The sequence below is a fragment of the Aerococcus sp. 150760013-2 genome (genome assembly GCF_053627715.1).
This window is the reverse complement of sequence record NZ_JBSEYI010000007.1, coordinates 48,885-65,802: the sequence shown is the minus strand read 5'-3', so window position 1 is coordinate 65,802 and position 16,918 is coordinate 48,885. Positions and strand designations below refer to the sequence as shown.

Below are 16,918 nucleotides of genomic sequence, written 5' to 3'. Positions count from 1 at the left end.
AAAATTTAGTCAGCACTTTGTTCATTGTCTAAATTCGTACGAACTACTAACACATCACATGGGGCATTACGAATCACATATTCAGAAACAGAGCCGATAAATAAACGCTCAACAGCATTTAAACCAGTCGCACCAATCATAATTAAATCTGCTTTATTTTCTGGCGCTAAAGTATGGCAAATTTGGTACTTGGCGGAACCATAATCAATCACAGTTTCCACTCGTTCAATCCCTGCTTTTAGTGCTTCTTCTTCATAATCAGTTAACATGACTTTAGCACGTGTCGTCACGGCTTCAGGAATGACCTCATTATACATATTTGTTGTTTGGAAAGCAGAGGTGTCAATGATATGGGCAACAATTAGGGTAGCATTGTTACGCTTAGCAACAGCTACAGCCTTTTTAAACGCTAATCTTGACTCGTTGGAACCATCAATTGGGGCTAATATACGTGAATATTCTTGATACATTTTCCTCACGCTCCTTTGTACTTATTATACCACTTAAAAAGTATAAAGTAAGCGCTTAAGTATCATTTAGCAGTTATATAGATAAAAAAATGAAAAACAGCAATAATGATTGACTTTGTAGAAGGTTCCTTCTCTTACCTTGTATCCTACGTGATCGAAAAATGGATTAATACAACAAATTTAACCAAGGTTGAAAAAAGCCTGTATTAATAAAAATGTAAGGGCTTGCTAAACTAAAGCTATCAAATAAATAAGGAGGCAATTAGATGGCTGATTGGTTAAATATTGAAGGTAAGGTGTTAGTAGTTACGGGTGGTTCCTCAGGAATTGGTCGGACTATTGTAGAAAGGTTACTAGCGTTGAATGTAAAGGTGGCAAATCTTGATATTTCGGATAATGGACTGACACATGAAAAACTATTATTCGTACAAACAGATGTAACTTCTGCTTTAGCTGTAGAAAATGCTGTAAATGAAGTGGTGGCAACTTTTGGAACGATTGATGGTGTCGTGAATAATGCTGGTATAAACATTCCGAGACTTTTGGTAGACTCAAAAGATCCACATGGTAAATATGAACTAGATGAAAAAACGTTTGATAAGATGTTAGCTATTAATCAGAAAGGTGTATTTTTGGTTGCACAAGCGGTAGGAAGAGTACTTGTAAACAAAAATGCTGGTGTAATTATTAATATGGGTTCAGAATCTGGTTTAGAAGGTTCGGAAGGACAAAGTCCATATGCAGGAACTAAGGCAGCTGTTTATAGTTATACAAGATCATGGGCAAAAGAATTAGGTAAGCACGGTGTACGTGTTGTCGGAATTGCGCCAGGTATAATGGAAGAAACAGGTTTAAGAACGTTAGATTATGAAGAATCATTAGCTTATACTAGAAACATCACAGTTGAAAAATTAAGAGATGGCTATTCTAGTACATCTACTACGCCACTGGGTAGAAGTGGAAAACTAGAAGAAGTGGCAGATTTAGTAGCATATCTATTTTCAGATAAATCAAGTTATATTACTGGTGTGACAATTAATGTGGCTGGTGGAAAAACTAGAGGTTAGGATGATTTGAAATGGCAATTATTAATAGATGGTACCAAATTTTACAAATTATGAATAACTATCAAAGTATAAAGCAAAAAGAATTGGCTGATTTATTAGAGATTAGCCGTCAAACTTTATCCAAAAATATCTATCTATTAAATAATGAGCTAGATCAAATTGCATCAATCAGTACTGAAGATGGCGTTTATACTTTAGCTGTTTTTGATATCAATGAATATGAAAAAATACTAGCAGGAAAATTAAAAAGAGAAAGTGATTTTAACTCTACAACTAAAAGAATGGCGTATATTTTAAAACGGTTAATTGGACAAGAAGAAATAATTACGATTGATCAACTCTCGGAAGAAATGATGGTTAGTAGGGGAACAGTTTCAAATAATATATCTACGCTACGAAAAATTATATCTGATTATGAGGTAGAAATTATTGGAAAGACTAACAATGGCTTAGTAATTATTGGTGAAGAATTGGACATACGCCTAATTTATGTTAACTATGTCATGGAATATTTCCCACCTGAACTAGTAAATGATTCTTTTAAGAATTTGTTATCTTCCTATTGTCATAAGAATGATATCCCAGCCCATATCACGAGATTGTTAACGAGTGTAATAGAAGTAAGTATCTTAAGAGTTAGAAATAAACAGTTGCTCAAATCTATCAATCCTTATTATGAGAATTTTATAAAAAACACAGAATTTTTTGAATACATATATTACCTAATTGAAGAAAATTTTGAAATATCTTTGAGTGCAACTGAGATGGACTTTATTGTTTACCCGCTTAATGTGTTTAACCAAGGTAGCGGGATTAAAAAAGTTTATAACATGAACAAGACTAGACATTTATTTAATCAAATAATTGAAAAAGTAGAGCAAGTATTTTCAATATCTATATCTAAGGACCAGTTTTTCGACATCATGCGATATCACTTAACCCATCTCACTAACAGGTTAGTTATGCAGCTGGATATGAACGATTTATTTTTTGAAGAAGTTGCAGAGAGATATCCTTCCTCATATGCGATTGCTGAGGAAACATCAAGAACAATTGCAGATGTAGTAGGTAGAGATGTTCCTAAAGCTGAAATTAATTATTTAACCCTATATTTTGAAATGGAACTTAGTGGAAACGGTGTACCAAATAAGCGACATATAGCAGTGATTTGTCATACGGGGATGGGAACGGCCTTGATCATTAAAAACCAGCTACAAAAAGTAATCGGACATGATGTTCATGTAACAGCATACTCACAGCAAGAAGTTTCCGATGAAACGTTGGATAAATATTTTGCTATATTTACAACAATACCATTAAGAACAAGAAATACTAAGGTGCCTGTTATACAGATGAATTCTATAGTGAATGATTCATTTGTTAAAGAACAGTGGAGAAAGATTGAGAAAAACTCTCTAATTTCTGATAAAAAGTTGGAACTTGTTATATCTAAAATCTCTGCCAATTCAAATTATCTAGATCTTATTAACCAAATGTCCGAGGAATTGATTGAAGCAAACTTGGTGGATGATAATTTTAAGGACAGTATTTTAGAAAGAGAAAATATGAAATCTACTATTTTTGATCCTACAATTGGCATGCCTCACGCCTTGAATTTCAAAAATAGAAAGATAGTTTTAAATTTTGGGAAATACGATAAGGATACAAATGATATTCCAAAATTTGTCTTTCTTTTAGCAATTCCCAATAATGCAGATGAAGAAATTAATAATTTACTTTTGGATGTTTACGATTTTATTTTCAGGATCAGTAGTGATTCGAATTTGATTAAGAAATTATCTGATGTTGATTCCGAAGACAATTTACGGCAAAGAATAATGGAGGACTAAATTTTATGGACAACATACTGATCGTAGGCCTAATAATGTTTTGTGCGTTTGTACTACAGACGATATTTGGATACATACAAATTCGAAATTTCAACAAAATATATCAAAATATTAGAAGCAGAGGAAAAGTGGCAATAGGACGTAAGTCTGGAAAAGTTCGAGCAGGTACTATTGTTTTCTTTGGTATCAACGATGATGGTCAAATTTTTGATGCTTATTTAATGCAGGGAGTAACTGTATTATCTAAATTTAAACAAATAGACCAGTATGTCGGTCAAAATCTACATTTTATTGATAAACATCATCCTTTAGTCCAAAAAGAAAACAAACTCACTCAGTTTGCAATGGAAAATGCACGGGATTTATTCGTATTAGTGGATGCAGGTAAATACCATGAACCAGAGACTACTGGTCAAGTAGATAGAATGATGTATATGATGAATGTTTACAAATCAAAATTAGTTAGTAAATTGAACGGGAGGATATAAGAATGAATTATATAGTTAAATTTGCAGAAAGTTTCATGAACCTATTTCAATCAGGAGCAGATACCTTTATTGGCATGATGACTTCAATTGTACCGCTGGTATTAATGTTAATGGTAGCGATGAATGCAATTGTTAACTTCTTAGGTGAAGAGAGAGTGGAAAAACTAGCTGAAGTATCCGCTAAAAATCCAGTAACACGCTACTTAGTATTACCATTTGTTTCAGCTTTCATGTTAGGAAATCCAATGTCGATGACTATGGGACGATTCCTACCTGAATTTTATAAACCAAGTTATATCGCATCACAGATGCAATTTTGCCATACTAGCAATGGTGTATTCCCTCATATAAATCCGGGAGAACTATTTGTATGGTTGGGGATCGCACAAGGGGTAATTGATTTAGGATTAAATGAGATGGACTTAGCAGTACGTTACTTATTAGTTGGGTTAGTCATGAATTTCATTGGTGGATGGTCAACTGACTTTATTACTGAGCGACTATGTAAATCTCAAGGTATACAGTTGAGTAAAGATGCTAAAACGGTAGTGTAAAGGGAGGAATTCATTATGACAACATACAAAAGTATTAAAGTTTCAAAAGGCAGTGGTGGCTTTGGTGGACCACTTGTTATTACACCGACAGAGCAGAAGCACAAGTTCATTTATGTAGTTGGTGGTGGAGAACGACCTGCTATCGTCGATAAAATTGAAGAATTAACAGGTATGGAAGCTGTTAATGGATTTAAGACATCTATTCCAGATGACGAAATTGCTTTAGCAATTATTGATTGTGGTGGGACTTTGCGCTGTGGTATTTACCCTAAAAAGGGTATACCAACAATAAATGTCCTTCCAACTGGTAAAGCTGGCCCCTTAGCACAGTATATTACTGAAGATATTTATGTTTCAAAAGTAAGTAATAGCCAAATTGAATTATATCAAGAAAGTGAAGAAGGACAGCCACTTGTATCAGAGGAAACTGCATCGCCTCATAATAAAGATGAAAAGAAACCTACATATGATACTAGTAAAAAAATGACCCAACAAGGCGGTAGTGGTATTATTGGGAAAATAGGTTTAGCTGTTGGTAGCTTTATGGCTACAATTAACCAATCTGCTCGTGAAGCAGTGCAAACCATGTTGACTACTGTGATTCCATTTATGGCATTCGTATCTTTAATTATTGGGTTAATTCAAGGTTCGGGAGTAGGTAAAATCATCGCGAACTTTATGGCACCTTTAGCTGGTAATGTATTTGGCTTGATTGTTATTGGTTTCATCTGTTCAGTTCCGTTTTTATCACCTTTATTAGGACCTGGAGCCGTAGTATCTCAAGTAATTGGTGCATTAATTGGGGTTGAAATCGGTAAAGGTAATATTCCACCTCAATTAGCTTTACCAGCATTATTTGCGATTAACACACAAAATGGTTGTGACTTCATTCCAGTTGCATTGGGGTTAGCTGAAGCAGATTCAGAAACGGTAGAAGTAGGTGTACCTGCAGTACTATACTCTAGATTTATTAATGGTGTTCCCCGTGTTGTAGTGGCTTGGTTAGCAAGCTTCGGATTATATAAATAGAAAGGAAAATTAAATTGAGTATTTATCAAACTAAAATTTTAAATATTGGTCCAGAAGCCGAAATATTTAAAGAAGAGAAAATGATGATTTTATTTGGAGATGATGCGCCAGCGGACCTAGCAGATTATTGCTATGGAATTGAAAAGGCTAATCTTTCCGAAGAAATTCAAGTAGGACAATATGTTGTAATCGAAGGTCATGAGTTCCAAATAACGGCTGTTGGTAATGTTGTGAATAAAAATTTACAAGAATTGGGCCATATTACGATTAAGTTTGATGGAGCGGTATCGCCTGAGTTGGCAGGAACATTATATGTGGAAGATAAGCCTATTCCAAATGTTGAAAACGGTTCAGAAATCTCAATAGTGTAATTGTCTGAAAGGATGTATAGCTTGAAGAATATATTTTTTGATATGGACGGCGTTATTACAGACTCCGAATACACATATTTAAATTCCAAAACGGAGATTCTTAAAGAAGCAGGATTTGATAAAGACATATCTTATCAATATCAATTTATGGGAACCACTTACGAATATATGTGGCAAACTATGAAAGATGAACTTGGACTACCTTTGAGTATTGATAAATATATTAAATTGATGAATCACAAAAGAAAACTCATGATTCAAAATGATGGTGTGAAGGCCATTCTAGGGGCACAAGATTTTATAAAAAAATTATCAGATGCGGGGTTTCAAATGGCTGTAGCTTCTTCTTCACCTAAAAAAGATATCAACCATGTGATGTCCAGTTTAGATTTAAATGATCATTTTAAATACCTGGTAAGTGGAGAAGAAGTTGAAAATTCTAAACCAGCACCGGATGTATTCTTACTTGCAGCAGACTTACTAAACAGTAAACCAGAAGATTGTGTAGTGATTGAAGACACGAAAAATGGTGTGTTAGCTGGAAAAGCTGCTGGTATGTACACAATTGGGTTCAACAATCCTGATTATCCTGATCAGGACCTGTCAGCTGCAGATCAAATCGTAACTAGTTTTAAACAAATTCCTATCGATCAGTTCAGATGATTTTAAGGAGAAGCAAATGAGATTAATTATTGATTCGGCAAATATTGAAAAAATACAAGAGTACGTTAAATACCTTCCTGTTGAAGGGGTTACTACTAATCCTAGTATATTAAAAAAAGAAGGAAAAATTGATTTTGCGCAGCATATCAAACAGATTAGAGAAATCATAGGAACCGACAAATCTATGCATGTTCAAACAATTGCCAGTGATTATGAAGGGATTTTAAAAGATGCTGAGACAATTCAAAGATTAATCGGGGAAGATACATATATTAAAATCCCAGCGAATAAGGACGGACTCGCAGCGATTAAGACTTTGAAAGCACAAGGGGTTAAGATAACGGCTACTGCCATTTATAATGAAATTCAGGCAATTCTAGCAACTGAATTAAATGCTGATTTTTTAGCGCCATATGTGAATCGGATGTCAAATTTAAATACTGATCCTTACCAAGCTATTAGTAATATTTATGAAAATATCAAAAGAACTGATAGTGAAACTAAAATTCTGGCAGCCAGTTTTAAGAACGTTGATCAAGTTCTAAAGGCAAATTTAGCAGGTGCAGAATTCGTCACAGTTGGCACGGATGTTGTTGATGCATTTTTAGCTGATGCTAATATTAATCATGCTGTGACTCAATTTAATAATGACTGGAACGACATACATAATAAATTTGAAATTTAGAGAGTAAAATCCTCGGTGCTAATGCTCCAATATTAGTTCCGAGGATTTTTTCCACAACAAAAAAGGATGCGATAAACGCATCCTCTAAAAAGTTAATTTTATAAAAGAGCTCCGTTATGTGCCGTGATGAGATCTATCTGTATTGAACCCGCATTGATATACAGGTGGGAACCACATATCTACTTCAACAGTCCTCGTGATGAGGCGTTATATCCATAAACCTTGGCAGTTCCCTAGATAGCTAATTGTTCGGTCAACACATGTAAAGAAATCGCGAACACTACAGAGGAATTCTTCTTATAAATATCATACAATCTTTTGAGGGAAATTTCAAGTTTTAGGGCCTGAAAAAGCCGACAATTACTATAAATTTAATATTTATAAGTGATTATTTACCTTCACGTTTACGGCGGTTTTCAGCTAAAGCCCGCTCATAATTCCCAGTGTCTCCTGCTTCGTAATACCGTCTACCAACTAGGGTATCTGGCAGGTATTGTTGGGCTACCCAGTGGTTAGGGTAGGCATGTGGAAACTTGTATTCATTGCCGTGACCTAATTTTTCAGCGCCTTTATAATGCGCATCTTTTAGGTGTTTTGGAATGATACCAGATTTACCAGCCCGCACGTCAGCAAGGGCGGCATCAATTCCTTGAATGGCCGAATTGGATTTAGGCGATAGGGCTAAATCGATAATGGCATTGGCTAAAGGAATCCGAGCTTCTGGTAGGCCTAATTGGTTGGCCGCTTGAACTGCAGCTACCGTTCGTTCAGTTGCTTGTGGGTTGGCTAAACCAATATCTTCGTAGGCTATGACTAATAATCGCCGACATAAAATAGTTAATTCACCGGCTTCAATTAAGCGTGCTGCGTATAAGAGGGCAGCGTCCACGTCGCTTCCGCGGATAGATTTTTGAAAGGCTGAAATGACATCATAATGCATGTCTCCATCCGCGTCGTGGGAGAATGATTTCATCTGCATGCTTTCTTCCGCGATATCCAAAGTAATATGGATACGGCCATCCGCATTTTCATCTGTTGATTTAACGCTTAGTTCTAGGGCATTTAAGGCCGACCGCAAGTCACCAAAGGCTGCATGGGCAAAGTGATCGATAGCATTGTCATCAATGTCAACTGGAAAACTGCCTAATCCGCGGTCACTATCGGTTAAGGCCCGTTCTAAACCAGTTTTAATATCTGCTTCATCCAGTGGTTCTAATTGAAAGATTTGGGCCCGAGACCGGATGGCTGGACTAGTGTTAATAAAGGGATTTTCAGTTGTGGCCCCAATTAAAGTAATCAAGCCTGATTCCAAATGGGGTAGTAGAAAGTCTTGTTTTGTTTTATCTAGTCGGTGAATCTCGTCTAGCAATAAGACGATACCGCCAGAAAATTTAGCTTCCTCAACGACCGCTTGTAAGTCCTTCTTGCTATCTGTTGCGGCATTTAACTTTCTAAAGGCATATTTCGTTGACCCAGCGATGGCTGAGGCAATAGACGTTTTCCCAATGCCCGGCGGTCCATATAGGATCATGGATGATAATTGCATGGCTTTTACCATTCGGAAAATGATTTTGCCTTCTCCAACCAGATGTTGTTGGCCGACAACTTCTTCGACTGACCGCGGTCGCATGCGAAAGGCTAAGGGATTGTTTTGTGGCATTTAACTGGCTCCTCTCTTGACTATACTCCCCTTAATTATAACATAGGTGATGCAGGTTAGCGAATATACGTTCGTTTTCCAATAAAAAGTAAGACAGAAAAATGGTCTGACAAGCACATTAATGATAAAATAAGTCGAACAACCATTGCTATACGGATGGTAGAAGAGTAGATGAGGAGTTAGATTACATATGAATTGGTTACAGTCATTCATTCAACAAGCAGAGATTCGCCACGCCTTCAAAGAGGCATCGGTAGGGATTGAACGAGAGGGTCACCGGATTACACCTGAGGGGCAGTTGGCCTTAACCCCGCACCCTAAAAAAGTGGATGGGTCAACGTCGTCATTTTATATTCAACGGGACTTTGCGGAATCTCAATTAGAATTGGTGACACCACCAGTTTATTCTGCGGACCATGTCATGGAATGGTTGCAAGCGATACATGAAGTGGCGATTGAGTCATTAACGGAAAATGAACGGATCTGGCCATACTCAATGCCACCTGCCTTGCCGGCGGATGACTTGATTGAAGTGGCAGATTTAGAAGATCCAGCTGCTGTTGACTACCGGGACTATTTAGTAGAAGTATACGGTAAAAAATTGCAGATGATTTCTGGTATTCACTATAATATGCAGATTTCACCTGCTTTCATTCAACTAGTCCATGAAGAGGCGAAAAAAGTAGACGGCAATAGCCAATCGCTAAAAGATTTCCAATCTGATTTTTACCTACGTTTATCTCGTAATTTCTTACGTTACCAGTGGATTTTAGTTTATTTATTTGGGGCGGCACCAATTGCGGATGACAGCTTTTTCCGTGTGCCATCAGATAAATTTGCACACCCAGTGCGGTCAATTCGAAACTCACGTCTAGGATATATTAATAAGAATGATGTGACCTTTACTTATGACAATCTAGAGGACTATGTGACGCAATTAGAGGCCAACGTGACTGAGGGGCGTTTAATCGCTGAGAAAGAATTTTACTCAAATGTTCGATTACGTGGTGCCAACAAAGCCCGGTCTCTACTGAATAATGGGATTAAGTACCTAGAATTTAGACTGTTAGATATTCAACCGGATGCCGCTTACGGGATTAAAGCAACTGACATTGACTTTATGAAATACTTCATCTTGTACTTAGTCTGGTCCTGTAAAGATGCCAATATGACAGATGTCCATTACGGGATTGACTTGAAGACTAAGGTTGCTGAAGAGGAAACTTTCCAAAAAACGCAAGCTATGGACGAAGGGTTATCTATTTTGCAAGACATGCAAGACATGTTAGTGGCGATTGAAGCTGATCAATCGGTTATTGAAACGACACAATTGATGGTAGACAGGATGAAAGACCCAGCATTAACGCCAGCTAGCCAAATGATGACGACTATGAAAGATGTTGATGGCTACTTAGAAGCAGGTCGCCAATTCGCGGAAGAGGTCTACGAGTCAGCCTGGGCTAAACCTTATGCTTTAGGTGGCTTTGAAGATATGGAATTATCAACCCAGATTCTAATGTTTGATGCCATCCAAGAAGGCTACCAAATGGATATTTTGGACCGGGATGACCAGATGCTCCGTCTAAAATATAAGACCCACAAGGAAATCGTGAAGAATGCTAACATTACTAGCAAAGACCCTTATATTGGTCACTATGTTATGGAGAATAAGGTAGTCACTAAGGCCTTATTAGCTGAGCACGGCATTCATGTGCCAAAAAGTTTAGAATTTAACCAATTTGGTGAAGCAATGAAAGTAGCCGCCTTATACCAAGACAAAGCTTTTGTGATTAAACCAAAATCAACCAATATGGGGATTGGGATTTCAATCTTTAAGAAAGGCGCGACGGCGGACGAATTTAAGGCAGCTTTAGATATCGCCTTTAAAGAAGACCATACAGTTTTAATCGAAGACTTTGCATTTGGCACTGAATACCGTTTTTACGTGCAAGAAGGGGAAGTCCTGTCTATTGTCAACCGTGTTGGGGCTAATGTGATTGGAGACGGTCAGTCAACAGTTGAAGAATTGGTCGCTAAAAAGAATAAAGACCCTAAACGAGGACGGGACCACCGTTCGCCACTAGAAATCATCCAATTAGGGGACATCGAAGTGAATACCTTGAAACAACAAGGCTTGACACCAACGGATGTGGTGCCTGAAGGGCAACAAGTAATTTTACGAGAGAATTCAAACATTTCAACAGGTGGAGATTCTATTGAAGTCTTAGCCGATATGCATGATTCTTATAAGGAAATTGCTGTGAAGATGGCGGCTGTTTTAGGGGTGAATATTGCCGGATTGGACCTAATGATTGAAGACATTCACCAACCAGCAAGTACAGATAACTATGCATTAATTGAAGCCAACTTTAACCCAATGATGATGATGCATATTTACCCAGCAATGGGAGAGGGGAAACGGATTACAAAAGACCTGTTAAGCTTCCTATTCCCTGAGAAAACAAAATTTACGGGAGGAAAATAATGAAAGGCATTTATTTAGATTACGCCGCAACAACGCCAGTTGACCCAGAAGTCATTGAAGTCATTACAAAAGCCATGCATGATGATTTCGGTAATGCTTCAAGTTTGTATAAGATTGGGCGTGAATCTAAGCAGAAGGTGGAGAAGGTCCGCAGACAAATTGCGCGTACCCTTAACGCTGATGCGGATGATATTATCATTACGTCTGGTGGGACCGAGTCCAATGATTCAGCCATCAACCAAACTGTTGCCAGACTTGCAAACAAAGGCAAGCATTTGATCACAACAGCTGCAGAACACTCTTCTGTCTACCAAACTATGCGTCACCTTGAAAGACAAGGATTTGACGTCACTTATCTAGACTTTGATGAAGAAGGGCATATCGACTTTGAAGAATTTAAAGCCAGCATCCGACCAGATACAATTTTAGTTTCCATTATGGCCGGCAATAACGAAGTCGGGTCCTTGCAAGACATTCATGCTATTGGCGATGTATTACATGAAAAGGATATTTTCTTCCATACAGATACTGTCCAAACATATTTGAATATTCCTTTAGACGTGGAAAGAATGCACATCGATGCCTTATCTATGTCTGCCCATAAAATATACGGGCCAAAAGGAATAGGCTTTATGTATTACCGGAATGCTAAGGCGGATTTTGCCCCTTATATACGCGGGGGTAACCAAGAAAACAAACATCGGGCAGGAACAGAAGCCTTACCTTTAATTTTGGGCATGTCTAAAGCAATCGAAAAGCAATATGACAATATGGAAAAACACCAAGACCACTTAAAGGCCTTGCGTCAACATTTCTTGGAGGGCGCTCTAGAACGTGGCTTAGACTTCCAAATCAATGGTCCGACTGAAGCAGAATTGGCCCATGTCTTAAATATCTATTGGCCAGGTCACCCATCTGATCAAGTTTTAATCAAGCTAGATTTAAGAGATGCTTACTTATCAGCAGGTTCAGCATGTACAGCAGGATCACTTGAACCATCACGCGTGCTTGTGTCTATGTACGGGGCGGATTCGCCGCGAATCGCAGAAAGTCTACGACTTTCTTTTGGAGACCCAACTGAATTTTCAGATATTGATCAAATTTTAGATATTTTTGCTTCAATTAAATAGTTATTTTTAGTGGAGGGGAACAGATTATGGCAATGACAGCAAGTGTCCAGTTGAAAGGGGCTAGTAAGAAATTTAAACTAGCCGATACAGTGAAGAAATATACCCTTAGAGACTACGGATTCCAAGAGGGTAAACAAGGGAACTTTGAATTCGAACGCGTAGTAACCGCATCATTTAATGATAGCCGCGAAGTTTTATTCAAAATGAAAGTGAATAGCAGCCTTGATGGTTTTTCTATGACTGTGACTAATTTGAACGGTATGCAAGTGGTGAATGTTTATAAAAACGATTCGATGGCACCACTGCAAGAAGCGGTTGAACGGTTACAAGCGGATATGGTCACTATGGGTATCCTTGAAGAAATTGTATAGACTATAGTAGATAAATATACTCGAAAAAAGTAAGCGTATTGCTTGCTTTTTTTGCTACAGCCTGTATAATTTGTACTTGTGATTTTATAATCTCTACTAACAACCTAATATACGACCTTCAATCGTAAAATTATGGCAGAAAGATGGTGATGTTGTGGTAGAAAATAATCCAAATAAAAATACCCGCGTGGTAGTCGGTATGAGTGGTGGCGTTGATTCCAGCGTAACAGCCTTATTACTGAAACAACAAGGGTATGATGTCATCGGTATCTTCATGAAGAACTGGGATGACACAGACGAAAATGGTTTCTGTACAGCAACTGAAGATTACAAAGACGTTGCCGCAGTAGCCGCGCAAATCGGTATTCCTTATTACTCGATTAACTTTGAAAAGGAATATTGGGACAAGGTATTCACTTATTTCCTAGATGAATACAAACGTGACCGGACGCCCAACCCAGACGTAATGTGTAATAAGGAAATTAAATTTAAAGCTTTCCTAGACTATGCATTAGAACTTGGGGCTGACTATGTTGCAACTGGCCACTACGCGCAAGTTGAACGCGACTCTAAAGGCAAAGTGCACATGTTACGTGGTTTGGATAATAACAAGGATCAAACATACTTCCTTAACCAATTATCACAAGATCAATTACAACGTGTCATGTTCCCATTAGGCCATTTAGAAAAACCAGAAGTACGTCGAATTGCTGAAGAAGCAGGCTTAGCAACTGCTAAGAAAAAAGACTCAACTGGTATTTGCTTTATTGGTGAAAAGAACTTTAAAGAATTCCTAGGTAACTTTTTACCAGCACAACCTGGTAAAATGATTGCTGAAGATGGGACTGTAATGGGTGACCACATGGGCTTGATGTACTATACAATCGGCCAACGTAAAGGGTTAGGCATCGGTGGCGGTGGCGAATCTGATCAACCATGGTTCGTTGTAGGGAAAGACCAAGCTAAAAACGTTTTATACGTTGGCCAAGGCTTCCACAACGATAAATTATATGCAGACTACTTAATGGCGAGTGACCTATCATTTGTCGATGACGAATTTACTGCAACTTCTTTTGATTGCACAGCGAAATTCCGTTACCGTCAAAAAGATACACAAGTCCATGTTGATATCAATGAAGATGGGACTGCGAAAATCACTTTTGCAGAACCAGTACGTGCAATCACCCCTGGACAAGCAGTTGTATTCTACGACGGTCCAGAATGTCTAGGTGGCGGTACAATTGATGCTGCTTTCAAAAATTCAGAAGTAGCAGAATTGCAATACGTTTAAACACTTCAATCAACTATTCAAACAATTCAAACTAACATAGAAGAGGCGTGATGTCATGGTCACGTCTTTTTTTTATTATATTTCTATAGGCAAAATGACTTAGATACCTATAAAACTATCCATTCTGAACTACTTGAATATGCTATAATATGTAAGATTACTAAGACGAGGAAGGAGCAGCCAACATGCGACAAAATCAGAATCAACCAACAAGTGAAGATTATGTCATAGGTGAGGTAAAGGCGACCTTCTTTTTTAATGAAAGCAACTTTTATCGGGTAATGTCAGTTGAAATAGACGAAACCAATACCATGTATTCAGAAAAAGAAATCGTGATGACGGGAAACTTCCCAACTATGCAGGACGGGACGACCTATCATTTTAAAGGTAAATTGGTGGACCACGCTAAATATGGTGTTCAATTCCAAGTAACTTCTTATGAAGCGCAGAAAATCACCTCTAAAGAAGGGTTAATTCGCTTTCTATCATCCGAACAATTTCCAGGAATTGGGGATACGATAGCCAGTCGTATTGTTGATGCTTTTGGCGACCAAACCATTGATACTATTTTAAATGATGCAGAAGCCTTAAAAGCGGTTAAAGGTTTGTCTAAAAAGACTAGAACTATGCTACATGAGCGGATGGTTGAACAAAGAGGGAATGAACAAGTTTTCGTTAAGCTAGCTGAGATGGGCTTTTCATCGCGGTTGGCTGGGCAAATTTATGGCCTCTACCATAACGAAGCGGTCGAAATTATTGAAGAAAATCCTTATATTTTGATCGACGATATCCGCGGTTTTGGTTTTCAAAAAGCAGACCAAATCGCTTTAAATATTGGTTTCCCCTTGGATTCACCAGTCCGGGTTGCTGGGGGTGTCATGTTTGTCCTAAACTTAGCCACTTTTGAATCAGGGAACACTTTTGTGATGGAGGAGCCACTGATTGAGAAAACCCAAGAAGTCTTGATGCACGGGCAGTCACAATTTATTGAAGCCAAACGCATTCAAGATACCATTTCAGATATGAACGAAACAGGTAAGTTGATCTTATCTGAAGAAGGGCGAGTTGCCTTGCCAACTTTATACTTTGCTGAAGTGGGTATTGCCAAGATGATGGGGCAAATGCAGCAACCTCAGTATCAACCCCAATATCCGGGTGTTGATTTAGACGAAGAAATCCAAAAACTAGAACAAGACTTAGGTATTTCCTACGGACAGGCTCAAAAGAAAGCCATTAAAGAGGCGTTAACTTCCAAAATGTTTATCTTAACTGGGGGACCAGGGACAGGTAAGACAACGGTATTAAACGGCATCGTCCAATTGTATGCTCGTTTAAATAATATTTCCTTAAATGTAGAAGAATATGACCCAGGTGCCTTTCCAATTTCTTTAGCCGCCCCAACAGGACGAGCCGCTAAACGAATGACTGAAATGATCCATCTGCCAGCATCAACTATTCACCGTTTACTTGGTTTAACAGGTGAAGAGGATGACAGCGAAGACGGCGAAGAGTCAGGCATGCAGCTAGAAACTGACTTATTGATTATTGACGAAATGTCCATGGTGGATACATGGCTTGCCTATAAATTGCTTTCAAGTGTCCCTTCATTTATGCAGGTCATTTTTGTGGGGGATAAAGACCAGTTAGCTTCAGTAGGTCCTGGTCAAGTATTAGCTGATTTGTTGTCATCACAAACGGTTAAAACACGCGAATTAGATGAAATCTACCGTCAGAAAAACCAGTCGACCATTGTCCAATTAGCTCATCAGATTAAACAGGGGATTGTGCCTAAAGATTTGATGATGAACCAACGAGATCGGTCATTCTTCAAGGTGCAAGCTAATCAAATTGCAGACTTAGTAGCTATTGTGGCTAAGCGGGCTGTTGACAAAGGCTATCAAAAACGAGATGTTCAAGTCCTAGCACCACTTTATAAAGGACAGGCTGGGATCAACCATATTAATGAGCGGTTGCAGGCTGTTTTAAACCCTAATGACGACGGCAAACGCCGGGAGCTCGTCTATTTTGAACAGACCTTCCGAGTTGGGGACAAGGTCTTGCAGCTGAAAAACCAAGCCGAGAAAAATGTCTTCAATGGAGACTTAGGAGAAATAGTGGCAATCTTTTTTGCTAAGGAAACAACTAATAAAGTAGATCAAATTGTGGTGCAATTTGATGAGGTTGAAGTGACTTATGAACGGAATGACTTCAATGAAATTACTTTAGCTTACTGCACTTCTATTCATAAATCACAGGGTTCTGAATTTCCAATTGTGATTGTACCGTTAGTGCCGCAACACCACCGGATGCTGAAGCGAAATTTATTATATACGGGGATTACGCGGGCCAAGCAGTCCTTGATTATGTGTGGTGAACCCCAGGCCTTTCAAACGGCTATTCAAAATGTGGATGCTAGCCGGCAAACCCAGCTGAAAGACTTTTTAATGGAAGCTGTGGATATTGATGAACGGATGGCAACGGCGGTTGCAGCGGAAATAGAAGAAAAAGATGCGACAACAGCAAAAAATCAAGCTGAAAGTCGGGCAGAAACGACATCAGATGGTGATTTAGCGGAAAATTCCAGTCCAGGAACTGGAGACGCCACCGAAGAGCATGTATATCAGGGAGTGGCAGCTAACAGTGATTCAGCAGTTGAAGACTTTTGTCTGACAGCTGATTTAGTCCTGAGTCATTCAATTGACCCTATGATTGGAATGGAAGGGATTAAGCCGGAAGATTTTTAATTGATTTACCGGCTTGAAAACTTGACAAATTAGGCATTATGTCAGTATAATCTGGAATGT

The 16,918-nt window shown here is 38.3% G+C and carries 15 protein-coding genes and 1 other RNA gene; 13 read left to right on the top strand and 3 right to left on the bottom strand.

Features of this window, described 5'->3' with window-relative positions:
- Positions 1-5 precede the first annotated feature (5 nt).
- On the bottom strand, positions 6-470 hold the full coding sequence (locus tag ACUW85_RS05005; protein ID WP_069286017.1) for a universal stress protein: 465 nt from the start codon (positions 468-470) through the stop codon (positions 6-8).
- Between the two features lie 266 nt (positions 471-736).
- Between ACUW85_RS05005 and ACUW85_RS05000 the strand changes: the two genes are divergently transcribed.
- The 8 genes from ACUW85_RS05000 to ACUW85_RS04965 are packed head-to-tail and all read left to right on the top strand — an operon-like array spanning position 737 to position 7,177.
- A complete protein-coding gene (locus ACUW85_RS05000; protein WP_149314662.1) occupies positions 737-1,537 on the top strand; it encodes an SDR family oxidoreductase in 801 nt (266 codons plus the stop codon).
- A gap of 11 nt (positions 1,538-1,548) precedes the next feature.
- Complete coding sequence (locus ACUW85_RS04995; RefSeq protein WP_182023420.1) at positions 1,549-3,387, top strand: BglG family transcription antiterminator; 1,839 nt, start codon at positions 1,549-1,551, stop codon at positions 3,385-3,387.
- Positions 3,388-3,392: 5 nt separating this feature from the next.
- On the top strand, positions 3,393-3,875 hold the full coding sequence (locus ACUW85_RS04990) for a transcriptional regulator GutM (protein WP_149314664.1): 483 nt from the start codon (positions 3,393-3,395) through the stop codon (positions 3,873-3,875).
- Between the two features lie 2 nt (positions 3,876-3,877).
- A complete protein-coding gene (gene srlA, locus ACUW85_RS04985) occupies positions 3,878-4,429 on the top strand; it encodes a PTS glucitol/sorbitol transporter subunit IIC (protein WP_149314665.1) in 552 nt (183 codons plus the stop codon).
- A 15-nt stretch (positions 4,430-4,444) separates the two neighbouring features.
- Positions 4,445-5,458, top strand: coding sequence for a PTS glucitol/sorbitol transporter subunit IIB (gene srlE, locus ACUW85_RS04980; RefSeq protein ID WP_149314666.1), 1,014 nt, complete (start codon positions 4,445-4,447; stop codon positions 5,456-5,458).
- A gap of 14 nt (positions 5,459-5,472) precedes the next feature.
- Positions 5,473-5,829, top strand: a complete 357-nt coding sequence (locus ACUW85_RS04975; protein WP_149314667.1) for a PTS glucitol/sorbitol transporter subunit IIA — start codon at positions 5,473-5,475, stop codon at positions 5,827-5,829.
- A 12-nt stretch (positions 5,830-5,841) separates the two neighbouring features.
- Positions 5,842-6,492, top strand: a complete 651-nt coding sequence (locus ACUW85_RS04970) for an HAD family hydrolase (RefSeq protein WP_149315434.1) — start codon at positions 5,842-5,844, stop codon at positions 6,490-6,492.
- Positions 6,493-6,508: 16 nt separating this feature from the next.
- The gene (locus ACUW85_RS04965; protein ID WP_149314668.1) at positions 6,509-7,177 is read left to right on the top strand and encodes a fructose-6-phosphate aldolase; all 669 of its coding nucleotides are present in this window, start codon (positions 6,509-6,511) and stop codon (positions 7,175-7,177) included.
- A gap of 104 nt (positions 7,178-7,281) precedes the next feature.
- On the opposite strand, the gene ssrS is transcribed toward ACUW85_RS04965, so the two are convergent.
- Positions 7,282-7,469, bottom strand: a non-coding RNA gene (ssrS, locus tag ACUW85_RS04960) — 6S RNA.
- A gap of 96 nt (positions 7,470-7,565) precedes the next feature.
- Entirely contained in the window at positions 7,566-8,837 is a 1,272-nt protein-coding gene (locus ACUW85_RS04955; RefSeq protein ID WP_149314669.1) for a replication-associated recombination protein A, read from the bottom strand.
- A 190-nt stretch (positions 8,838-9,027) separates the two neighbouring features.
- Here ACUW85_RS04955 and gshAB point away from each other — a divergent pair, with 190 nt between their 5' ends.
- The 5 genes from gshAB (at position 9,028) to recD2 (ending at position 16,858) form a co-directional block, all read left to right on the top strand.
- Positions 9,028-11,322, top strand: a complete 2,295-nt coding sequence (gshAB, locus tag ACUW85_RS04950; protein WP_149314670.1) for a bifunctional glutamate--cysteine ligase GshA/glutathione synthetase GshB — start codon at positions 9,028-9,030, stop codon at positions 11,320-11,322.
- A complete protein-coding gene (locus ACUW85_RS04945) occupies positions 11,322-12,452 on the top strand; it encodes a cysteine desulfurase family protein (RefSeq protein WP_182023421.1) in 1,131 nt (376 codons plus the stop codon). The genes gshAB and ACUW85_RS04945 overlap by 1 nt, the downstream gene beginning before the upstream one ends.
- A gap of 26 nt (positions 12,453-12,478) precedes the next feature.
- Positions 12,479-12,823: a hypothetical protein gene (locus ACUW85_RS04940; protein ID WP_016897550.1), complete on the top strand. Its 345-nt coding sequence runs from the start codon at positions 12,479-12,481 to the stop codon at positions 12,821-12,823.
- A 199-nt stretch (positions 12,824-13,022) separates the two neighbouring features.
- Positions 13,023-14,114, top strand: coding sequence for a tRNA 2-thiouridine(34) synthase MnmA (mnmA, locus tag ACUW85_RS04935; protein ID WP_059134596.1), 1,092 nt, complete (start codon positions 13,023-13,025; stop codon positions 14,112-14,114).
- Positions 14,115-14,299: 185 nt separating this feature from the next.
- On the top strand, positions 14,300-16,858 hold the full coding sequence (gene recD2 / locus ACUW85_RS04930; protein WP_182023422.1) for an SF1B family DNA helicase RecD2: 2,559 nt from the start codon (positions 14,300-14,302) through the stop codon (positions 16,856-16,858).
- The last annotated feature ends 60 nt before the right edge of the window (positions 16,859-16,918 follow it).